The organism is Clostridium sp. CTA-7, assembly GCF_054768095.1.
Genome location: NZ_BAAAAV010000003.1, coordinates 1 through 23433, shown reverse-complemented (window position 1 = coordinate 23433; position 23433 = coordinate 1). Strand labels below are relative to the sequence as shown.

Here is a 23433-nt window from a genome sequence, read left to right as displayed (position 1 = left end):
TAAAGATAGTTTTTTACTATAAATTATTAAAATTTAATCTTATACTATAATTTTAAATTAATATTTTGGAAATACTATTCTTAATTAGAATAGGAGGTTTTTAAAATGAGTGAAGATTTATCTGTTAAGATTATTCCTTTAGGTGGAGTTGGAGAAATAGGGAAAAATATTACAGCAATTGAGGTTGAAGATGAAATAATAGTAGTAGACTGTGGTATTGGTTTTCCAGATGAAGAAATGTACGGAGTTGATTTAATCATACCTGATATAAGTTATTTAATGCAAAATAAAGAAAAGGTTAAGGGTATTTTTATTACTCATGGCCATGAGGATCATATTGGCGCTATTCCATATATATTAAAGCAATTTAATATGCCTATATATGGAACAAAAATAGCACTTGCAATTATTAAAAATAAACTTATAGAGCATGACTTACTAGAAAAAAGTAACTTAATAAGTGTTGATCCAGGCCAAACAATTCATTTAGAAAAAGTAAGTGTTGAATTTATTCAAAGTACACACAGTATTGCTGAATCATGCTGTTTAGCAATAAGAACTCCAATTGGAGTAATATTTCACACTGGTGACTTTAAAATCGATTTAACGCCTATAGATAATAAAGTTATAGATATTGATAGAATTTCTACTATAGGAAAAGAAGGTGTTATCCTATTATTGGCTGATAGTACTAATGTAGAAAGATCTGGACATACGATGTCAGAAAAATCAATAGGTAATACATTTAAAAGAATTTTTACAGGAGCAAAGGGAAGGATAATTGTAGCAACATTTGCATCTAATATTCATAGGATGCAACAAATTATAAATGCTTCTTTGGATAATAACAGAAGAGTTGCATTTTCAGGAAGAAGTATGGAAAGTATTTCAAAGCTTGCGGTGGAACTTGGATATCTTCATATTCCAGAGGATATGTTGATAGAAATTGATGATATAAAGAATTATTCTAATGAAAACATAACTATTATTACTACAGGAAGCCAAGGGGAGCCTATGGCAGCTTTAGCGCGAATAGCTTTTGAAAATCATAGAAAAATAAAGATAGAGAAAGATGATTTATTTATTATTTCTGCTGCCCCAATACCTGGTAATGATAAATTAATATCTAAGGTTATAAATCAGTTATTTAAAAAAGGAGCAAATGTCATATATGAAGATTTAGAAGAGGTTCATGTTTCAGGTCATGCATATAGTGAAGAACTTAAACTTATGCATAGATTAGTAAAACCAAAATACTTTATGCCTGTTCATGGAGAGTATAGGCATTTAAAACACCATAAGGATTTAGCTTTAAGACTTGGAATGGACTCAAAAGATGTCTTTATAGTTGAACGTGGAGAAGTGTTAGAGATAAATAATGATTGTGCTACGATATCAGGTAAAGTTGATAGCGGAGTTGTTTTAGTTGATGGCTTAGGTATTGGAGATGTAGGAACATTAGTTTTAAGAGACAGAAAACATTTAGCACAAGATGGATTAGTAAATATAGTTGTTACAATAGAAAGAGAAAGCTATAGCATAATTGCAGGGCCTGATATAATAACTAGAGGCTTTGTATATGTGAAAGAATCAGAAGAACTAATACACGAGTTAAAGGAAATAGCTACTGAAGAACTTCAAAATTGTTTAGATAAGAATATTTTAGAATGGTATTTAATAAAAACTAATGTCAAAAAGTCTTTAGAAAGATATATATATGATAAAACAAAAAGAAGACCAACAATAATACCAATAATTATGGAAATTTAGAAAAAATACGATATAATAGATATAAAAATAAAATGGAGGGGTTTCATGAAAAACGTAGCAGCATTTTTTGATATTGATGGAACAATATATAGAGAGGGACTAATTACTGAAGTATTTAAAAAAATAATAAAATATGAATTAGTTAGTGAAAACAAGTGGTATAAAGATGTAAGACCAGCATATATAAAGTGGGATAAAAGACAAGGGGATTATGATACATACTTATTAAAAATGGTTGATGTGTATTTAGAAGCAATAGAAGGAATAGATAAATATCACATTGATTATATTGCTAAAAAAGTAATAGAACAAAAAGGTGATAGAGTATATACATTTAGTAGAGAGAGAATTAAATGGCATAAAGAGCAAGGGCACATAGTAATTGCAATATCAGGGTCACCTAGTGAGTTAGTTAAGGAAATGTCTATGAAATATAATATGGACGATTATAAAGGAACAATATACAAGTTAGATGAAAATAATAAGTATAGTGGAGAAGTTATACCTATGTGGGACCACGAAAGTAAACTAAGTGCTATAAATGAATTACAACAAAAATATAATATAGATTTAAGCAAAAGTTATGCATATGGAGATACATCTGGTGATATAACTATGTTTAAGTCAGTTGGTATACCTTATGCAATAAATCCTACAAAAGAACTTTTAGATAAGGTTATGATGGATAAAGAAATAAGAGAAAAAATAAAGGTTATAGTAGAGAGAAAAGATGTAACATATAATTTAGATATAAATTGTATCAATATATTATAGTGAGTTTTATATATTCTTAATTTAATAATACATAGACAATGGAGTTTCTAGGTTATATAATAATTAATGGATTACAAAGGAGAAGTATTTAATTTAAGGAGAAGAGTATGTTAACTATTGATAATAAAACTTTAGAAGAGAAAATAAAACAACTTAGAAAAGCTATTGAAATAGTTGGAGGAAATGAATTATTAGAAAATATAAAAAATGATAATGAATTAGCACTTTTTATATTACAAAGTTCTTTTCAAGATGAATATGCTTCAATAGAAGTTTTAGAAAGAAAGTATTCTATTTCAGAACTTCTTAAAATAAAATTAGAATATGAAAAAAATTATATAAAAAATAAGAAGAAATATATTGAGAAAATAGTATATAAAATAAAAGAATATAATACTTATTTAGATTCTCTTACTAGAAAATATAAAAAAGATGGTGGCATTGATTCATTTAGGGCTATTAGAAGTGAAATAGAAACTAGATATTCTAATGATATAGACGCTTTTATACTATCAAAATTAAATGAGTTAAATATAGAAAATTGCAATGAATTTTATGGAAATTACTTAAATTCAAAAAAAGAAGATTTTATAAATTCTATAATTAATGCAATAATGTAATTAATTTATAATAAATTTTTATCTTAAGGGAAAGCTATAGAATGTATAGTATAATCTTAGGAGGTATTACAAATGAATAAACTTACAAAAAGATTCCAAAAGAATTCTAAAAGAAGGAAGATTAAAGGTAATTTATTGCTAGAGATGGCAGATGATTTTATGGACATAATTCACAATGCAAGACTATACAAGAGAATTAATAAAAATAAAAAATAATATAAAAAATAATGCCTAATATTATTGAAATATTGGGTATTATTTTTTATATTGTCAATAATTATCATTTATATATAGAATGTATATTATATAATTATATTTAATTTGAGGGAGGTGTATTAATGCAAGAAGAAATAAAAAATATCTTAGATGAAATAAAAGAAGAATTGACTAATATTAGAAGGAAACTACATTCTAATCCTGAATTATCTTTAAAGGAATATGAAACTAGTAAATATATATATGAAAAATTAAGAGAGTTTGGAATAGAGGAAATTAGTAATAATATTTATAAAACCACTATTTTAGCAATAATAAGAGGAAAAAATCCTGGGAAGACTATACTTTTAAGAGCCGATATGGATGCATTGCCAATTGAAGAAATAAATAATTGTGACTATAAGTCATTAAAAAGAGGAGTCATGCATGCTTGTGGACATGATGGTCATGTAACATGGATGTTAGGAGTTGCATATGTATTAAATAAGTTAAAAGATAAAATAAGTGGTAATATAAAAATATTATTTCAACCAGCAGAAGAAGAAGTTGGTGGAGCAGAGGAATTACTAAAAACTATAGATATATTAAATTTACCACCAAAAGTAGATTTTGCAATTGCAGGTCATATATGGCCAGAGTTAAATTCAGGAGAATATGGAATTGTAAATGGAAGTGCAATGGCTGCAGCTAATAAGTTCATTTTAGAAATAGAAGGAAAAGGTGGACATGGAGCAGAGCCGCATAAAACTATTGATCCAATAGCAATCGCAAATCAAATTTATATGACTAGTCAGCAAATAATAAGTAGACATACATCACCATTTAGTAATGCAGTTTTGACTATAGGTAAGTTTATAGGGGAAGGAGCTTATAATGTAATCCCAGATAAAGTTTTAATGGAAGGAACAATTAGAGCAGAAAGTTATGATAAGGTTATAGAGATGACTAAATTATTAGAAGATTTAACAAAAGGAATAGCGTTAAGTCAAGGAGCAAAGTATAAATTGACATCTTTAAAACCAATTAAAGCAGTTATAAATGATGAAAATTTAATTTATAAAGCTAATGAAATATTAAATAAAACAAATTATAAAGTTAATATTTTAAAGCATGGATCAATGACAGGTGAGGATTTTTGTTATATTAGTTCAAGGGTACCATCATTATTTATATACGTTGGAACTAGAAATATATCTAAAAATATAATTTATCCACTTCATAGTCCTAAGTTTAATTTTGATGAGGATATATTAGGAAATACAGTAAATGTTTTTTCCTATTTAGCAATAAATTTGATTAGAGAATAAAATAAAAATAACTTAGAGTACCAATTTAAGTATCTAAGTTATTTTTATTTTTTGAGGATGCCTTAATACATTTGATTTATTTTAAAACCCATATTTGTAAAGTATTCTTTAATTAAATTTATATGTTCAAATCCATTAGTTTCAACAGTAACTTCTACTAATACATTTTTTATTCTATTTAGAGCTTTAAAGTGATTATGTTCAAGTTGAACAACATTTGCATTTAATTCAGAAAGTATTCTAGATATATCAAGTAATTGACCTGGAGTATCTGGAAGCTCTACTGAAAAGCAAAATAACCTTCCTCTTTCAACTAATCCATCATTAATTAAAGATGAAATAGTTAGCATATCTATATTTCCACCACTAATTATAGAGACTACTTTTTTATTTTCAATATTAAGTTTTTTTAGTGCGGCAAGAGAAGCGGCACCAGAAGCTTCAGCCAATAATTTATGCCTTTCGCACAATATTAAAAAAGCCTCTGCTATGTCCTGATCTGAAACTGTAATAATATCATCAACATATTCTTTTATTATGGTATAAGTTAAATCTCCAGGACTTTTAACTGCTATTCCATCTGCAATTGTATTAACTGAATTTAATGAAATTAGAGAGCCGCTTTTAAAGCTTAATTCCATTGCATTTGCACCTTCAGCTTGAACGCCTATTACTTTTATTGATGGATTAATTTCTTTTGCAGCTAATGATATACCACTTATTAATCCACCTCCACCAATAGGACATAATATTATATCAACATCTTTAATTTCTTCCAGTATTTCTAAAGCTATAGTTCCTTGACCGTATATTACTTTCATATCATTAAAAGGATGAATAAATACTGAATTATTATTTTCTTCAATACTTTTAGCTTTTATAAAAGCATCATCATAGCAAGAACCATGAAGTACAACTTTACCACCTAAATCTCTTGTAGATTGAACTTTTAAGTAAGGGGTAGTTTCTGGCATAACTATAGTAGAGTTAACACCTAAAAGTTTAGCAGCATAGGCTACACCTTGAGCATGGTTTCCAGCAGATGAGCATACAACTCCTTTATTTTTTTCATCTTCATTTAATGAGCGTATTTTATTAAGAGCCCCTCTTATTTTGTAAGCTCCTGTAACTTGTAAGTTTTCACATTTCATATAAACAGAACAATTTGAAATTTTTGAGAAAATTGGACTGTATAAGATTGGAGTCTTATTAATTACGTCTTTAATATTTTCTTTAGCCTTCTCAATTTCTTTTAAATGCATACGTTTCCACCTCTAGTATTTTTTATTCTTTAGGAAATTATAAAAATATTATATCACTGCTTAATAAATATATGAAGATTTTAAATTTAATAAAAAGTATATTTTATATTAAATAACAAAAAATATAGATATATATTTACTGAAAGGAGTAATTGATATGGAAAAAACTTATGGAAATATGCATAAGGTTGGTAACTTTACTAAAAATGCTGTTGAAAATTTCGAAGAAAACATAGTTAATAAAACTAATTTTTTAGAAAGTATAGATAATACTAAGTCTGAAAATAATAATTTCAATATTAAGGAGAAGTCAAATGAATAATAATTTTCCTAAGGAGTTTCCTCCTCAACATCAAATTGTTCAACCTGGAATAGAAGGAAATATGAACCCTAAACCAATATATAAAGCAGAGGGATATAGTACAGGATCTAATAGATTAAAGGATAAAGTAGCAATAATAACAGGTGGAGATAGTGGAATAGGAAGAGCTGTAGCATTAGCTTATGCTACAGAAGGTGCAAAACTAGCTATAATTTACTTGAATGAAGATAATGATGCAAACGAAACAAAAAAATTAATTGAAGATAGTAATGGGGAATGTCTGTTAATAAAGGGTGATATAGGAGATGAAGCTTTCTGCATCTCAGCTGTAAATTCTGTAATAAGTAAATTTAATACTATTAATATACTAGTTAATAATTCAGCAGAACAACATGTATGTAATACTTTAAATGAAATCACTAAAGATCAGCTTGAAAGAACATTTAAAACAAATGTATTTGGAGCTTTTTATATAACAAAGGAAGTTTTAAATCACTTAAAGGCTGGAGATTGCATTATTAATACTACATCAGTTACTGCTTATCATGGACATAAGACTTTAATAGATTACTCAATGACTAAAGGTGCTTTAACAACATTTACAAGATCATTAGCACTAAACTTAGCAGATAAAGGAATTAGAGTAAATGCAGTTGCACCAGGTCCAGTATGGACACCTCTTATTCCATCTTCTTTCGGTATAAATGAAGTTTCAAATTTTGGTAGTAAAACACCAATGAAAAGAGCTGCACAACCAGTAGAATTAGCAGAAAGTTATGTCTTCTTGGCCTGCAATGGGACATCATACATAACAGGAGAAACTATCCATGTTAATGGAGGAGAAGTAGTAAACTCATAAAAATAAAAAAGATATTATTTCGCATCACTAGATACGAAATAATATCTTTTTTTATTGTTTACATAAGCTTAATATATTTATTATATCCTATAACTGCAGCACCAATTGCTCCTGCATACTGACTTAATGGGTGAGTTATAACATTTTTATTTAAGTATTCTTTTAAAATTTCTTTAAAGACTTCTGAATTAGCAAGTCCACCAGTAAAAAAGATATTTTCTTGCAAAGTTAGCTTTCTAGAAAAATTAGCAGTTCTTTGGGCAATAGAATGAAGTATACCTAATGCGATATCTCCTCTATCAACATCCTTAGAAAGAAGACTAATAATTTCGCTTTCAGCAAAAACAGTACACATACTAGAAATGCTAACTTTATTCTTTCCTCTCACAAAGGAATCTATGTTATTTATATCCTCTTCAAGAATTCTCATCATAACTTCAATAAACCTACCAGTTCCAGCAGCACACTTGTCATTCATTATAAAGTCTACTATATTTAAAGAATTATCTAGCTGTATAGCTTTACAGTCCTGCCCACCTAAATCTATAACAGATCTAGTTGTACTATTTAAAAAGGCAGCTCCTCTAGCATGGCATGTTATTTCAGTGACTTTTTTGTTAGCTTCATATAATAAGTCTCTACCATAACCTGTAGTTATAACATATTTAACATTACTTGAGTATAATTCATTATAAACTTTATAAATGCTGTCTTTAGGCTTTGCTGAAGTTCTTATCTTATACTTAGCGACTATATTATCTCCGTCAAATAAAACTCCTTTTGTATATGTTGAACCTGAATCTATTCCTAATGTATATATATTCATTAATAACCTCTTTATAAAATTAAAGCATTTCTATAAAAGCAGCCATTCTTGTATTCAATTGACCAATATCACTAGTAGAAAAATCTGTTTCAACACTCATATATGGAATTTTCTTTTCGTTATTTGTGAACCTTTTAATAGCTAGTGTTTCAATATTATAAGTATGGCAAGCTGTTAAAATAACATCTACAACAGCATCAACTCTATACTCTTCAATCATCCTGTCAAGAAGTTTTATGCGATTTGGATTAGGAGTCATGCAAGAGCAGCCAATAGATAAATATTTACGAGCTAGTGCATCATAAACATCAGGATTTTCTTCATCAACTAATTCATCAACAGCTTTAGCTCCAGTACAATTTTCAAAAGCTACAACATATGCACCATTATCTTCAATAGCTTTTATAACTTTTTCAGTTGCAGCTCCTAAAGGGCAACCAGTAATTAGTATTCTAGGTTTAGATTCATATTTTTCATTGCTATCATATTCAGATTTAATTTTTTCTATTAAACCATATAATTGATTTGGAATAGCTTCTTTATCAAAAGAGAAGGTTGTCCCATTTAAAACTTTAAATATATCTTGTCCCTTTAAAGGTACAGGATCTAACTTTCCTAATTCATAAAACTCCTTAAGAGCTTTTCTTTCATTATTTTTTATTTTTATAGCTTTTCTTATGTTTTCTTCACTAATAGTTGTTTTAAATTGATTTTCTAAGGTATCTTTCAATCTTATAATTTCATTTTTCCAAAGTTTAAAGCCATCTTCACTTTGAGAGTTTGGTAATTCCATAACATGGACAGGTTTAAACTCTGAAAGATATTCATACATTTTCTTTTTTCCATCACAAGTAGTTTCTCCAACAACTAAATCTGAAAAATAGAAAAATGGACATTTATCTGTCTTTCCAAAACCATAGCTAGATTTAATCAATGGGCATAGATTACGAGGTAAATCCTGTTCAGCATCTGGGATGGTTTCATCAGAAGAAGCACATAGTGAAACTGTTGAAGCTCCCATAGCTAAAGCTATTTCTTGAGGAAAGTATGTGCAAAATACACCGATTAAAGGAATATCTTTTTCTTTAAGTTCTTTGGCTGTAAGAAATGAGTTTCTTCTTATTTCTCCAAAGGTTTCAAAAATTTCTGGTAATTCTTTTTGTAGTTTCATAAATCTCAATCTCCTTTTGAGTTAGTCAATTATATAAAAACAAGAAATAAAAAACTTGTTTATATATCTAAAGAGTTAAAACCATAGTAGAATTTAAAATATTAAAAATGTATTATGTATTTTTAATTAACATATTTTATTTATAATAATATTTTACCATAAACTTACTAAGATAGTAAATTATTTTACATTATATACAAATTTAAACAAAAAATTCGCAATGATAAATAGAAATAATAGTATGAAATTACAATTTAATAAAGGACTGAGAGATGAATTTTGAGATAAAATGGCGATGACAATAGCATATTTAAAAAAGAAATTTTGTTATTATTTCTGCTTTTCATCTAGATTTGATATTAGTAATAAAAAATAATATTTTATTAATCTTAACAATAAATTTGTTACTATATAATAGTAACAAAGTCAATATTAAATCATATCATATAGATATACATCAATATAATGTTTTGTAATATAAGTAATAATAAGCTAGATATTGACAGTATATAGATAATAATCTATATTTATATATAGAAGGTTATCTATATAAGGAGGATTAGTATGAATAATAATTATGAAGTAAATGCAAAAATTTTTAAAGCACTAGGAGATCCTAATAGATTAAAAATACTAGATATTTTATCTTGTGGTGAAAAATGTGCTTGTGATTTACTAGAAAACTTTAATTTCACTCAACCTACATTATCTCATCATATAAAAGTTTTAACTGAATGTGGGTTAGTATTATCGAGGAAAGAAGGCATATGGAATTATTATAAATTACATACCACTAATGCTAACAGGTTAATTCTAAATTTAATGAATATTATTACTGATACCGAGGAATGCATTTGTAAGCAAAAGGAATGTGTATGTAAAAAAGATTAAAAATCTAAAGGAGTGTATATTATTATGAAAAAAATGATTATTTTTGATCCAGCAATGTGTTGTTCCACAGGAGTTTGTGGACCATCTGTAAATCCAGAACTTTTAAGGGTTTCTACAATAATAAATAACTTAAATAGCAAAGGAATATTAGTTGAAAGATACAACTTAACAAGCAACCCTCAAATATTTGTTGATAACAAAACAATAAATGAAGTTTTAATGAAAAAGGGAGTTGAGATCCTTCCAGTAACAATGGTTGATGGTGAGATTGTAAAAGCAGGTAGTTATCCTACTAATGATGAATTTTGTACTCTATTAGGAATATCTGCGGAGCTATTAAAAGCTGAATCTAAAAAAACTAATAATTGCTGTTGTAAAGGTGGATGCTGTTAAATTTAAAAGGAGTGATATAGGTGTACAAAGCATTTGATATAAAAGAGATAAACTTAACTAAATATTTATTCTTCACTGGAAAAGGTGGAGTAGGTAAGACTTCAACAGCTTGTGCAACAGCAGTATCTTTAGCTGATGAAGGTAAGAAGATAATGTTGATTAGTACTGATCCTGCATCTAATCTTCAAGATGTTTTTAATACAGAGTTAAATAATAAAGGAGTTCAAATAAAGGATGTTCCTAATTTACTAGTTGCTAATTTTGATCCTGAACAAGCAGCAGCAGAATATAAAGAAAGTGTTATAGCACCATATAGAGGAAAATTACCAGAAGCTGTGCTAAATAATATGGAAGAACAACTTTCAGGTTCTTGTACTGTTGAAATTGCTGCTTTTAATGAGTTTTCTTCATTTATTACTGATGAAAAAGCAGCTAATGAGTTTGATCATATAATTTTTGATACTGCTCCAACTGGACATACATTAAGAATGCTTCAATTACCATCAGCTTGGAGTAATTTTATAAGTGAAAATACTCATGGAGCATCATGTTTAGGACAATTATCAGGACTTGAAAGTAAAAAAGAAGTTTATAAAAATGCAGTTTCTAATTTAGCTGATGACAAGAAGACTACACTTATTCTAGTCTCAAGACCAGAACCATCACCATTAAAAGAAGCCGAAAGAGCATCAAATGAACTTAAAGATATTGGTGTTAAAAATCAAATATTAGTTATAAATGGAGTTTTACAAAATTATGATGATGAATTATCTACTGCATTATATGATAAACAACAAAGTGCATTAGAAGAGATTCCAAAAGGATTAAAAAATCTTATAACTTATGAAATACCATTAAGACCTTATAATATAACAGGGATTGAAAACGTAAGATCATTATTGAAAAATAATAATATTAAAGTAAGCACAGATTTAGTAAATGCAGAATCTATTCCGAGATTAAATAATGTTATAGATGATTTATTCAATACTAATAAAAAGGTTATTTTTACAATGGGAAAAGGCGGAGTAGGTAAAACAACTATTGCAGCAGCTATAGCAATTGGATTAGCTAAAAAGGGGAAGAAGGTTCACTTAACGACAACAGATCCAGCAGCTAATTTAAACTTTGTTATAGATGAAGGTTATGGAATAACTTTGAGTAGTATTGATGAAAAAGAAGAACTAGAAAAGTATAAGGAAGAAGTTTTAAGTAAAGCAAGAGAAACAATGAGTGACACTGATATTGAGTATATTGAAGAAGATTTAAGATCACCTTGTACTCAAGAAATTGCAGTTTTTAGAGCTTTTGCTGAGATAGTTGAAAAGTCAGAAAATGAAGTTGTAGTTATAGATACTGCACCTACTGGTCATACCTTATTACTTCTAGATTCAACGCAAAGCTATCATAGAGAGATTCAAAGATCAGAAGGGGATATACCAGAATCAGTTAAAAAGCTTTTACCTAAACTAAGAAATGAAAAAGATACAGAAGTTATAATTGTAACTTTAGCTGAAACAACTCCTGTTTATGAGGCTATGAGATTACAGAAAGATTTAAACAGAGCAGGTATAAATAGTAAGTGGTGGGTTATAAACTCAAGCCTTTATGCAACTAATACAAGTAATGATATATTAAAATCTAAGGCTAGCAATGAAATAAAGTGGATTAACAAAGTAGATGAAATATCAAATGGAAACTTTGCAGTAATAGAATGGAAAGCAGAAGAAGTAAAAGGAGACAAATTGTTAGAAATAATTAAATAGAAGGAGATATTAAAGATGAAAAAGAAGGTAGCATTTATATGTGTTCATAATTCATGTAGATCACAAATGGCAGAAGCATTAGGTAAACTATATGGAAGCGAGATTTTTGAAAGTTATTCAGCAGGAACTGAAACTAAACCTGAAATTAATCAAGATGCAGTAAGAATAATTAAGGAATTGTATAAAGTAGATATGAATGAAACTCAAAAGTCTAAACTACTTATTGATATACCAGGTGTAGATATTGCTATAAAAATGGGATGTAATGTTGTGTGTCCTGTTATATTAGCTAGCCATGTTGAGGATTGGGGATTAGAAGATCCTACTGGTAAGAGTGATAAAGAATTTATTAAAGTCGCAAAAACTATAGAGGAAAAAGTAAAAGATTTAGCAAGAAGAATTAAAGATAATGAAATATAGGAGGTAATTATGGGAGAAGAAAATAAAGGAAAGGGACTGGGAGTCTTCGAAAAGTACCTAACATTATGGGTTGCTGCTTGCATAGTTGTAGGAATATTAGTTGGTCAATTTTTACCTATTATTCCTGAAACATTAAACAAGTTTGAATATTACAATGTATCAATACCAGTAGCTATTTTGATATGGCTTATGATATATCCAATGATGTTAAAAATAGATTTCTCAAGTATTTTAAATGCTACAAAAAAGCCAAAAGGACTTATTGTGACTTGCGTGACAAATTGGTTAATAAAGCCATTTACAATGTATGCAATAGGAGCATTTTTCTTATTTGTAGTATTTAAGGGAATTATTGCACCTGAGTTAGCTAAGGAGTACTTATCAGGAGCAGTTTTATTAGGAGCAGCACCTTGTACAGCTATGGTATTTGTATGGAGTCACTTAACTAAAGGAGATCCAGCTTATACTCTAGTTCAAGTAGCAGTAAATGACTTAATTATTTTAGTAGCTTTTGCACCTATAGTAGCATTTTTACTAGGTGTAAGTGATGTATCGATACCATTTGAAACTCTAATATTATCAACTGTATTATTTGTTGTAATTCCTTTAGTACTAGGTTTCGGTACAAGAACTTTAGTAATTAAAAGCAAGGGGAAGGATTATTTTGAAAATGTATTTTTAAAAAAGTTTGATAATGTAACTATAGTAGGATTACTTTTAACTTTAATAATAATATTTTCATTCCAAGGGGATACTATATTAAACAATCCAATTCACATATTATTAATTGCAATTCCGCTTACAATTCAAACTTTTTTAATTTTCGGATTTGCATATGTTTGGGCAAAACTTTGGAAGTTACCTCATAGTATTGCAGCACCAGCAGGAATGATAGGAGCAAGTAATTTCTTTGAACTTGCAGTAGCAGTAGCAATTTCACTTTTTGGCTTACAATCAGGAGCTGCACTTGCAACGGTAGTTGGGGTTTTAGTTGAAGTTCCGGTAATGTTAACTTTAGTTAAAATTGCAAACAAAACAAGAAAGTGGTTTCCTATTGAAAAGTAGAATAATATTTTATGTATTAATATTAATAATAGAAAGGAGGTCATATGATTTATGAAGTGGGAATACAAAGTTATCGAAATAAACTCTATAAAAGGATTAGGTGATTCAGAAGAATTACAAAAAGAGCTTAACAATTATGGAGAAGCAGGATGGGAATTAGTAGGGGGATTAACAAAGCCTCATGAAGGTGTAGGCTGGATTCCAAAGTCAGATGAAGGTTCAGTAATATTTAAAAGGGAAATTGTTTAATCATTAAAAATGTTCTTAAATTGATTAATAAAATAGAGAATTACGTAATAAAGGTGAGTATATGATTTTAAATATAAAAATAGCCAGTATAGAAATTAATTAATTAATTAATGGTCCGCTAAAACACATAAATTAAATTTTATATACCAGCTAGTTTGATTATATAATATATAAAGGAATAGAGTAAAGTATTATCTTTACTCTATTTTTATGAAATAGAAGTATAAAAATAATAAATGAATCATAAAAAAGTGGTTCCTGAACTTCAATAAATGATAATCTTTTTATTAAATTATTTTATGGTATGCTTTAAATAGTAATATTTATATAAAGTGATATAATTATATTATTTGGAGGGATACGATATGGATGAAAAAACAAATGTAATGAGAATTTTAGATAAAAAGAAAAGTAATTATAATAGTTATTGTTATGTAGACACTGATGCTATAAGTGGATTGGAAGTTGCTAATGCATTAGGACAAGATCCTAAGCAGGTCTTTAAAACACTTGTAACAGTTGGAAAATCAAAGAATTACTATGTTTTTGTAATACCAGTAGAAAAAGAATTAAATTTAAAAAAAGCAGCAAAAAGTGTTGGTGAGAAATCTATTGAAATGATAAAATCAAAAGAATTATTGCCATTAACAGGATATATTCACGGAGGATGTTCACCTATTGGAATGAAGAAATCTTTCGTTACTACAATTGATATATCTGTTGAGGAGCTTGAAACATTTATTTTTAGTGCTGGTAAAATAGGATATCAGGTAGAACTAAGTTTAGATGAATTAAGTAAAGTTATCAGGTTTCAGTTAGCAGATATAGTATAAATAATAAAAACTCCCAAAAGGGAGTTTTTATTATTTATTAAATAAGCTTTCTATCCAACTAAAAATTTCAGAGAAAAAATTACCTATTGCATCAAAAAGACCTTGAAAGAATCCACTATCTTGAATATCCTTGCCAGACTTTTTAAGTGCTTCTGATATCTGATTACCTATATTTTTCAAAGTATCTTTAACATTATCGTAATCTATATCTAAGTCATTTATATTAACCATTAAAGCTTTTATTTCTTCTTTTTGTTCATCTGATATTTGAACTGTATAATTCTTTGTAACATTATCAACTATTTTAGAAATTTCTTCACTGTTTTTTGGTGCTTCTTTTATAACTTTTGTTTTTACATCATTTATAACTTTAGCAGCTTCGTCATATCCAATTTCTTCTCCAAGCTCTGAAGTAGTTTCTATTTCTTCTTGAGCTGTCTTTTTATTTTTTAATGATAATTCTTCACCTTTAGCACTTTCAAAACCCTTTAATATTCCTGATAGAGCAGAGGTTCCTGTAACAGGAAATGGTGAGCTTGCTTTAATTTCAGCATTAGTTACTCCAGATGTAACTAGAGCATTTGAAAGCATAAGAGAGGTTACTTCAGTTAAATTATTAGATTTTACTTGTATCCCACCATTATTAGTAAGTTTAACGTAAGAAGAAGAGTAGCATCCTCCTTGATAATTTGATTTATCATTAGCATCTAGACCTAATTGTTTGATTATATCATCATTAGTTATTCTATCTATACTAACTTCATTTTCTGAAACTCCAAATTCTTTTAACATTTGAGCTTCCTGAGCATCTGTTAAGTCAATACCAAAAGTTACTCTTTCCTTATTTTGAGCTTGTACAGTAAAACTAAATAAAGAAAGAGCAACAGTACAAGCTGTAATTAGCTTTAGTATATTTTTTTTCATAATAAAACTCCTTTTTAAAATATAATATTACTTTACTTTAATATTATTAAAGAAACTAAAAAAATAGAAGGCTTTTAAGATTTATTTAAGAATTTACTAACAAAAATTTAAAATATAAAAGGAAGTCTAATAAAATAGACCTCCGTGATTGATATTAAAAAGCACCAGAATCTCCGCCACCACCACCAGAGAAACCTCCTCCAGATGAAAAATCATTAAAACTATTGTTACTAAAATCCATGCTATTATTAAAGTTTGAATTATTATTGTAATTATTATTTGTTGAATTGTGTATTTCATTAAATAAAAATGCATTAGTCATATAATAACTATAAAAAGAAGTATTAAAATTATTATCAAAAAGAGAGTTTTCTTTAATGTCTTTTGGATCTATCTCCAAATCATAATAACTTATTCCTAATGCAGAAGCATATATAATTGATTCTTTTATATTAGATATATTTTTACTATTTATTAGTGACAATAAATATTTTTTATAAGCAAACCACTTAAGATATTCGTTATAAGCATCGTTAGTCAATACTTCTTTATCTTTAATATTTATATAATAATTGTTAGATCTTCCATTTAATCTAATTTCGTTTATAAAGTCCCAATATGAATTATGAAAGTTTTTAGCTATATTTTTACTGACATCAATTTTTGTTTTTATAGAGTTTAATGAAAATTCATTATTACTATCTTCATATGTCTTAAACCAATCCATTAAAATCTTTAAATGCGAATATTCACATCTTGAACTATCCTTTATTCTTTTAAACTTAACATTAACAAGTTCATTTTCATCTGATAGATCACTACTTAACTTATAAAAACCTTTATTTGCAAGATACATAAGTGTAGAAGGAACTATAGACCATTGAATATTATTCTTATCATATAAATATGCAACTAAAGTAGGACTTAAATTAGAAGGCGGAGAAGTTAATACATCCTCTTCTATAAAAACAAAATTTGATCTATATTCATTTAAAGCTTCATTGAAGATCTTTTTTGAGCGTTTGCTTGAAAGATAGAAAGTTAAAGCTATTAATAAAATTAATGAAGATGGAATTAGTATAGGTAATAACATATTAGAAGAACCTTTTTCTACATGTTTATTCATATTTTTGTCTATAATATTTGTATTATTATTTTTTTCTACTGATGGTATTGTAAGAAATTCTTTTTGAAACCTTAAATCAATACCTAAATCAGAAGTTAAATTTTCTCCATTAATTTTAATTTTATTTTCTGTAGTTTCAGTACTAAAGCTACCATCACCATAAACTGTGTAATACAGATTATTAGCATTAAAATTAGTTGAATTCAAATTGATATTTAGTTCAATATCATTAACTGGATGTTCTTTTGAGGCAGTGTAAAAGCTCCAGTTTAATGAACTAAAATCTTCATACTTTACAGCAGCAGAGTTTACTAAATACTGAATTTTAAATTTCTTTTTTTCATTGCTACTTTTAGAATAAATTTTTACTTGAACTTTATCACCAGTATTTATAATTTCATAGCTATTATTTGATTTATCATCTTTGTTTTCTAAATTATATAATCCATCATTATCTTCTATTGTTACATTGTAAATTGAATATCCTTTAGAACCATTTAAATTTAAGTTCAAATAAATACCATTAAAATTTCCATTAAAAGTATAAGTAAACTCATCATTTACTAAAACATCTCCATTGCTTTGTATCTCTGCATTTATTAATAAATTATCAATTGAATAATATTTATTGTCTGCAGATACAACAATAGGAATTGTTAGTGAAAATAATAAAGTTAAAAAGAAAATTAGTTTTTTCATTATTTTTTACCCCCTTATATTTATTAGGATAGCATATAATATGTATTTTCTCCATATTGCTAAATAGTATTTAGATAGAATTAATGTTCCTTTTGATTAATGTTTTTATTTAAAAACAAAATACTGTATAATAGAATATATGGGAATTATTAGGAGAGTAGATTGATGAAAAGAATATTTGAATTAACAACAGGTGATATCGAAAGTTTAGATAAGAATACACTTAAGGAGATAATAAAGAACTCAGAGGGAAGAACTGTTATGTCAGAAACTATTATAAGTTATACTCCATATATAAGAGAAGTATCGAATTTAGAGCTTGCTGCAAGTTTTGGAGCTGATATGATAACTTTAAATACGTTTAACTTTGAAAAGCCTTTTATTTTTGGAATAGATGGAGGAGCTAATTTACTTTCAGGGATAGATGGCTTAGCTAATAAAATAGAAGATCAAATAAAATCTAATATAGTAAATAAAGATTATATAAGAAATATAAAAAAATTAGTTGGTAGAATGGTAGGAGTAAATTTGGAGCCTGTACCAGAGGGAAGTAACTATGAAAGAGGTTATAGATTAAATAAAAATAATCTTGAAAAAGTTAAAGAGTATGGTTTTGATTATATAGTTATAACAGGCAATCCAAATACAGGAGTTAACGAAAAAACTATTTGTGAAGGAATAAAACTTGCTAAGGAAGTATTAGGAAATAGTACATTGATAATTGCAGGAAAGATGCATGGTGCAGGCAGTGGTAATATATATGATGAAGGTGCTATAAAAAGCTTTATAGATTCTGGAGCAGATGTGATATTAATACCAGCTCCAGGAACTGTACCAGGGTATGATTTAGACTTAGCAAAGAAAATAATTGGGATTATTCATGAAAGTGACGCTCTTGCTATGACTACAATAGGAACTTCACAAGAAGGCTCAAGTAAAAGTATTATAGAGCAAATAGCATTAACTTCAAAAATGGCTGGAGCAGATATACAACATATTGGAGATTGCGGCACTTTTGGAATAGCTTTACCTGAAAATATAATGGCCTTATCAGTTACAATAAGGGGGATAAGGCATACTTATAGAAGAATGGCACAATCAATATTAAGATAAAAATATTAATTATTTACAATAAAGCTTTAATGATATTTTATATTGCTAAAGCTTTATTGCTTATCAAAATAATAATTAATTCTCAAAATGATATTAAATTAGACTAGAAATTTAGTCGGTATAACCAAATATCATTTGGCATATTCATTGCTAATATATAATAAATAATGTAAGCGGTATTGTATATTATAAATTCATGTAAGAAAGAGAAGTGAATCCAATGTCATTACTAATAAAAAATGGTACAATTGTGACAGCTAGTGATACATATATAGGAGATATATATATTGAGGATGGTATTATAAAAGAAATTGGAATAAATATAAATAGATTTAGTGAAGAAATAATAGATGCTAAAGGCAAATATGTTTTACCTGGCGGGGTAGATGTTCATACTCATTTAAATTTAGATGTAGGAATTGCAGTTGCAAATGATGATTTTTACACTGGAACAGTAGCAGCAGCTTGTGGAGGGACAACTACCATAGTTGATCACATGGGTTTTGGACCAAAGGGATGTAATTTAAAACATCAAGTTGATGTATATCATGGATATGCTAATAAAAATGCAGTAATAGATTACAGTTTTCATGGAGTTATACAGCATGTAAATGAAGAAATACTTAATGAAATGGAAGAGATAGTTAATGAAGAAGGGATACCAAGTTTTAAAGTTTATTTAACATATGATTATATGGTTAATGATGAAGAAGTTTTAAAGGTATTAAACAGACTTAAAGACCTTGGAGGAATTACAACTGTTCATTGTGAAAACCATGGAAGTATAAAACTCTTAAGAGAGTATTATGTGAAAAATGGATTAAAGACTCCTAAGTATCATCCATTAAGTAGACCTGTAGAAGCGGAAGGTGAGGCTGTAAATAGAATGATCAACTTAGCATCTATTGCGGAGGATGCCCCCCTTTATATAGTTCATCTATCATCAGCTTTAGGGTTAAGTTATATAAAAATGGCAAGAGATAGAGGGCAGAATATATATGCTGAGACATGTCCTCAATATCTAGTTTTAGAAAATAGCAAATACGATTTAGAAAATAATGAAGGGTTAAAATACATTATGAGTCCTCCATTAAGGAAAGAAGATGATATAAACTCTTTATGGAGAGGTATTAATGATGAGTATATACAAACTATAGCAACAGATCATTGTCCATTTTCATTTAGCAAGGATAAACAACTTGGAAAAGATGATTTTACAAAATGTCCAAATGGAGCTCCAGGAATAGAAGAAAGAATGCCTTTAATTTTTTCAGAGGGAGTAATGAAAGGAAAAATCACTATAAATAAATTTGTTGAAGTATGCTGTACAAATCCAGCTAAAGTATTTGGATTGTATCCTAAAAAAGGATCAATACAAGTAGGAGCAGACGGAGATATAGTTATAATTGATCCTAATATAGAAAAAATCATAACAAATAGCGATTTACATTCAAATGTTGATTATACGGCTTATGAAGGAATTAAAGTAAAAGGATATCCTATATACACTATATTAAGAGGTGAAATTATAGCCAAAGATAATAAGTTTATAGGAAAAAAAGGATTTGGAAAATTTATAAAGAGAAAAGGTTTATTTAAATCTTTATAATGGAAGTAGGAGATAAGAATAATTATCTCCTATTTCTATTATAGAGGTATTATTTAAAATAGTGTGTCTAATACATAAATATATAAATATAATAGCTATTATTAATAAATTTTTGAGAGGCTATATGAAAAGAAAAAAACATAAAAAAGAAAATAAAAAGAAAAATATTAAAAATAGGGACTTTTACTTGTATCCAGCTCTTACTAATACTATAAATGGTAAGAGATATGGATATATAAATAAAGATAAAAATATTATAATTCCATTTAAATTCAATAGCGCATACGATTTTAACAATTATGGGGTAGCAATAGTTTCAGAGGATAGTATTTTTAGGCTAATTGATACAAAAGGAAATTATATATCTACTGAGAAATATGAAAGTATAAATCCTTATAAAGAAAATAGAGCAGTTTATGTACAAAATTCAAAAATGGGAGTATTAGATGAAAAAGGATATAAAATAACAGAAGCAAAGTACGACTATATAGGAAATTATAATAATGGACGTGCTGTAATAGAGAAAAAAATTGATAACAATTATAAATACGGATATATAGATTTAGATGGGAATGAGATAGTCGAATATAAGTATATGGAAGCTTCTGATTTTAATGATGGATTTGCCATAGTGAAAGTTAAGGATGAAGAATTCGCTTTAATAGATTTAAATGGAAATGTGGTTAACACTTACAATTATCAGTACGTTGGCCCATATGGGGAAGGCTTAATGACATTTTCCAGACTTCTAGGTGGACCTTATGGATATATAAATAAAGATGGTGAAATAGTTATATCACCTAAATATGCATATGCTGATAAATTTAATGATGGAGCAGCTATAGTTAGTTTAGAATTTAAAGCAAATGGGACATTTGGAGTTATTGATAAATTAGGAAAAGCTATTTATGGTGAAATATATAATGACATTAGATACTTAGGAGAAGAAAAATTAGCATTAGGCTTGCCAATAGGAAAAGATAAACTCGTAACTAGAAGCATTTATGCTATTGCAGATACAAGTGGAACACTTTTAACAAAATTTATATATAGAGAAGTAGGCAGTTTTTTTAATGGTTTATCCTATGCATCAGATGAGAAAAAAACATTTTTTATAGATAAAAATGGGGTAGTAGTTAAGGACTTACCAATAGTTGAAGGTAGTGGAGAATTAAGACTAAAGGGAGATTTAATATATGCAGATATAGATTATTCACCATATTATTTAGATAAAAATAAAAATATAGTATATGAACCAAATAAAGAAATTAAATTAAGTAAAGATTACTCAATTTTTATTAATAAATATAAACCTAATATTAATTATTTAATATATATACCTAGTGTAACTGGATTGAAAAGTAAAGAGGTAGAAGAGAACATAAACTTAAAATTAAAAGAGATGTCTTTATTTAGACCTTATGATGAAGATAAAAAAGTAGAAAATATAATTATAACTAGTGAAGATGTATTAACTTATGATTACTATGGAAATTTTACTATTCTATTCTATAAAAATAATATATTAACACTAGATTTAGTTGGATACTATTATCCATTAGGTGCAGCTCATGGAATGCCTACAAGGAAAACACCTACTATAAATTTAATTACAGGTAATTTTTATAAATTAGAAGATTTATTTAAAGTAAGTTCAAATTGGAAAGATGAATTAAATAAAATAATAGATGAAATGATAAAAAAAGATCCTAATTATGAATATGTATTTAAGGATGCGTTTAAAGGCATAACAGAAAATCAAGATTTTTATATAGACGAAAACAATTTATATATTTACTATCCTCCATATGAAATAGGACCTTATTCTGCTGGATTTATTACATTCAAGATACCTTTTAGCAATATTGATATGCTTTTAAATAAAGAAGGGGATTTTTATAAATATTTAAAATAATAATTATGGAATCTATTACTAAAATTACTTGTAATAGATTCCACACTTATATAATATACTCGTAAATGATAATAAAAATTATAACAATCTAAATAATAACTTTAAATTGCTGATTATTATACAATTTCATAATTATTTATAATAGTTATAAATAAGATGATATATTTATTAGTTATACTAAATATTATATAATTAAAGAAAATATATATTAAGTAAGGTGATAAAAATGATAATAGAGGTTAGCAATGAGTTGTTTGAGAAGCTTACCCCTACAGAAAAATCTGTAGTTGATTATATAAATTCAAATACAAATAAGTTATCTAATATGTCTATTGTAGACGTAGCAGAAGAATCCTTTACTTCACCAGCGACTGTATCAAGAACAATTAAAAAGTGTGGGTTTGAGGGATTTTCAGAGTTAAGATATAAGATTTCAGCTAAGGAAGAGCATAATTATGATTCTAAAAAAGTAAATGAAATACTAGGGAAATCTTTAATAGAAGTAACTAAAACTATTGAAAATATCTCCATAACAAATGTTTTAAATATAGTTAAAATAATAAAAGAATCTAAACGTATTTACATATTAGCAAGAGGTCTTACAGAGCTAGTGGCACAGGAGTTTAATTTAAAGCTTCAACTTTTAGGTTATAATACCTTTCTAATTGTAGATCCTAATATAATGATGAAAATTTGTAAAACAATAGATAGAGAAGATGTAGTTATTGCTTTTTCATTAAGATCAGAAACAAAAGAAATATTAGAATCAGTTAAAAGTGCAAAGAAATCAGGGGCAAGGGTGGTTACATGTTGCTGTGTAAGAAAAGGTATTTTAGAAGAGTATTCAGATGTAACATTAATTGGATACAAGCAATCTAGAACATCAATTAAAGAATTTGAAGTAACATCAAGGCTACCACTATCTATTATTTCAAGAGCAATAATAGATTATTTAATAATATAGATAAAAAAGTATTTTGAAAATCAGATTAAAGCAATTTTCAAAATACTTTTTTTATTATAATCAAGTAAAATAGCCAAACTTACAGAGTAGCTTGAAAAATAACTTTGATTTTTGTGAAAACATTTTCTTAATATAAGTGATAAAATTAAATCATAGAAAAGAAAATTGGAGGTACATTATGAAAAGTATAATATCAACAAGAGAAATGTTAAAGAAAGCTCAAAGAGAAGGATATGCTGTACCAGCATTTAATATTCATAACTTAGAAACATTACAAGTAGTGGTAGATACAGCAGCTGAATTAAAATCACCAGTAATTTTAGCAGGTACACCATCAAC

Annotated in this window: 24 protein-coding genes; 19 read left to right on the top strand and 5 right to left on the bottom strand. The window is 27.3% G+C overall.

The window, feature by feature from the left end; translation table 11 throughout:
- The first annotated feature begins 105 nt into the window (after positions 1-105).
- From ACYUEX_RS06240 to ACYUEX_RS06220, 5 genes are all read left to right on the top strand, one after another.
- Positions 106-1770, top strand: coding sequence for a ribonuclease J (locus tag ACYUEX_RS06240; RefSeq protein WP_460287088.1), 1665 nt, complete (start codon positions 106-108; stop codon positions 1768-1770).
- Between the two features lie 45 nt (positions 1771-1815).
- Positions 1816-2544, top strand: a complete 729-nt coding sequence (locus tag ACYUEX_RS06235) for an HAD-IB family hydrolase (RefSeq protein WP_460287087.1) — start codon at positions 1816-1818, stop codon at positions 2542-2544.
- 107 nt (positions 2545-2651) lie between these two features.
- Entirely contained in the window at positions 2652-3164 is a 513-nt protein-coding gene (locus tag ACYUEX_RS06230; RefSeq protein WP_460287086.1) for a hypothetical protein, read from the top strand.
- Positions 3165-3236: 72 nt separating this feature from the next.
- Complete coding sequence (locus ACYUEX_RS06225; protein WP_411167719.1) at positions 3237-3380, top strand: hypothetical protein; 144 nt, start codon at positions 3237-3239, stop codon at positions 3378-3380.
- A gap of 122 nt (positions 3381-3502) precedes the next feature.
- A complete protein-coding gene (locus ACYUEX_RS06220; protein ID WP_460287085.1) occupies positions 3503-4687 on the top strand; it encodes a M20 metallopeptidase family protein in 1185 nt (394 codons plus the stop codon).
- 62 nt (positions 4688-4749) lie between these two features.
- On the opposite strand, the gene ilvA is transcribed toward ACYUEX_RS06220, so the two are convergent.
- The gene (gene ilvA / locus ACYUEX_RS06215; RefSeq protein ID WP_460287084.1) at positions 4750-5949 is read right to left on the bottom strand and encodes a threonine ammonia-lyase; all 1200 of its coding nucleotides are present in this window, start codon (positions 5947-5949) and stop codon (positions 4750-4752) included.
- A gap of 157 nt (positions 5950-6106) precedes the next feature.
- Between ilvA and ACYUEX_RS06210 the strand changes: the two genes are divergently transcribed.
- Positions 6107-6271 (top strand): hypothetical protein, encoded by a 165-nt coding sequence (locus ACYUEX_RS06210; protein WP_460287083.1) that lies wholly within the window; start codon positions 6107-6109, stop codon positions 6269-6271.
- Entirely contained in the window at positions 6264-7130 is an 867-nt protein-coding gene (locus ACYUEX_RS06205; RefSeq protein ID WP_460287082.1) for an SDR family oxidoreductase, read from the top strand. Before ACYUEX_RS06210 ends, ACYUEX_RS06205 begins: the two co-directional genes overlap by 8 nt.
- Positions 7131-7188: 58 nt before the next feature.
- On the opposite strand, the gene ACYUEX_RS06200 is transcribed toward ACYUEX_RS06205, so the two are convergent.
- Positions 7189-7956, bottom strand: a complete 768-nt coding sequence (locus tag ACYUEX_RS06200) for an acyl-CoA dehydratase activase (RefSeq protein WP_460287080.1) — start codon at positions 7954-7956, stop codon at positions 7189-7191.
- 19 nt (positions 7957-7975) lie between these two features.
- Positions 7976-9127, bottom strand: a complete 1152-nt coding sequence (locus ACYUEX_RS06195) for a double-cubane-cluster-containing anaerobic reductase (protein WP_460287079.1) — start codon at positions 9125-9127, stop codon at positions 7976-7978.
- A gap of 564 nt (positions 9128-9691) precedes the next feature.
- Here ACYUEX_RS06195 and ACYUEX_RS06190 point away from each other — a divergent pair.
- The 7 genes from ACYUEX_RS06190 (at position 9692) to ybaK (ending at position 14744) form a co-directional block, all read left to right on the top strand.
- Positions 9692-10018: an ArsR/SmtB family transcription factor gene (locus ACYUEX_RS06190; RefSeq protein WP_460287078.1), complete on the top strand. Its 327-nt coding sequence runs from the start codon at positions 9692-9694 to the stop codon at positions 10016-10018.
- Positions 10019-10042: 24 nt separating this feature from the next.
- Positions 10043-10411 carry an arsenite efflux transporter metallochaperone ArsD gene (gene arsD / locus ACYUEX_RS06185; protein ID WP_460287077.1) on the top strand — a complete coding sequence of 123 codons (369 nt, stop codon included), beginning with the start codon at positions 10043-10045 and terminating at the stop codon, positions 10409-10411.
- Positions 10412-10431: 20 nt separating this feature from the next.
- Positions 10432-12177 carry an arsenical pump-driving ATPase gene (gene arsA / locus ACYUEX_RS06180; RefSeq protein ID WP_460287076.1) on the top strand — a complete coding sequence of 582 codons (1746 nt, stop codon included), beginning with the start codon at positions 10432-10434 and terminating at the stop codon, positions 12175-12177.
- A gap of 15 nt (positions 12178-12192) precedes the next feature.
- A complete protein-coding gene (locus ACYUEX_RS06175; protein WP_460287075.1) occupies positions 12193-12597 on the top strand; it encodes an arsenate reductase/protein-tyrosine-phosphatase family protein in 405 nt (134 codons plus the stop codon).
- 9 nt (positions 12598-12606) lie between these two features.
- Positions 12607-13662 carry an ACR3 family arsenite efflux transporter gene (gene arsB, locus ACYUEX_RS06170; protein ID WP_460287074.1) on the top strand — a complete coding sequence of 352 codons (1056 nt, stop codon included), beginning with the start codon at positions 12607-12609 and terminating at the stop codon, positions 13660-13662.
- Positions 13663-13713: 51 nt separating this feature from the next.
- Positions 13714-13911, top strand: coding sequence for a DUF4177 domain-containing protein (locus ACYUEX_RS06165; RefSeq protein WP_411167708.1), 198 nt, complete (start codon positions 13714-13716; stop codon positions 13909-13911).
- A gap of 365 nt (positions 13912-14276) precedes the next feature.
- On the top strand, positions 14277-14744 hold the full coding sequence (gene ybaK / locus ACYUEX_RS06160) for a Cys-tRNA(Pro) deacylase (protein WP_460287073.1): 468 nt from the start codon (positions 14277-14279) through the stop codon (positions 14742-14744).
- A 30-nt stretch (positions 14745-14774) separates the two neighbouring features.
- On the opposite strand, the gene ACYUEX_RS06155 is transcribed toward ybaK, so the two are convergent.
- A complete protein-coding gene (locus ACYUEX_RS06155) occupies positions 14775-15668 on the bottom strand; it encodes a DUF1002 domain-containing protein (protein ID WP_460287072.1) in 894 nt (297 codons plus the stop codon).
- Between the two features lie 154 nt (positions 15669-15822).
- Positions 15823-17493 carry a DUF2207 domain-containing protein gene (locus ACYUEX_RS06150; protein WP_460287071.1) on the bottom strand — a complete coding sequence of 557 codons (1671 nt, stop codon included), beginning with the start codon at positions 17491-17493 and terminating at the stop codon, positions 15823-15825.
- 165 nt (positions 17494-17658) lie between these two features.
- On the opposite strand from ACYUEX_RS06150, the gene ACYUEX_RS06145 reads away from it, so the two are divergent.
- The 5 genes from ACYUEX_RS06145 to ACYUEX_RS06125 all read left to right on the top strand — a co-directional run.
- Entirely contained in the window at positions 17659-18606 is a 948-nt protein-coding gene (locus ACYUEX_RS06145; protein WP_460287070.1) for a DUF7916 family protein, read from the top strand.
- 220 nt (positions 18607-18826) lie between these two features.
- Positions 18827-20215, top strand: coding sequence for a dihydropyrimidinase (gene hydA / locus ACYUEX_RS06140; RefSeq protein ID WP_460287069.1), 1389 nt, complete (start codon positions 18827-18829; stop codon positions 20213-20215).
- Positions 20216-20339: 124 nt separating this feature from the next.
- Positions 20340-22130: a WG repeat-containing protein gene (locus tag ACYUEX_RS06135; protein ID WP_460287068.1), complete on the top strand. Its 1791-nt coding sequence runs from the start codon at positions 20340-20342 to the stop codon at positions 22128-22130.
- A 226-nt stretch (positions 22131-22356) separates the two neighbouring features.
- Positions 22357-23094 carry a MurR/RpiR family transcriptional regulator gene (locus ACYUEX_RS06130; protein ID WP_460287067.1) on the top strand — a complete coding sequence of 246 codons (738 nt, stop codon included), beginning with the start codon at positions 22357-22359 and terminating at the stop codon, positions 23092-23094.
- A gap of 178 nt (positions 23095-23272) precedes the next feature.
- On the top strand, positions 23273-23433 hold a 161-nt coding region (locus tag ACYUEX_RS06125), incomplete at its 3' end, for a class II fructose-bisphosphate aldolase (RefSeq protein WP_460287676.1).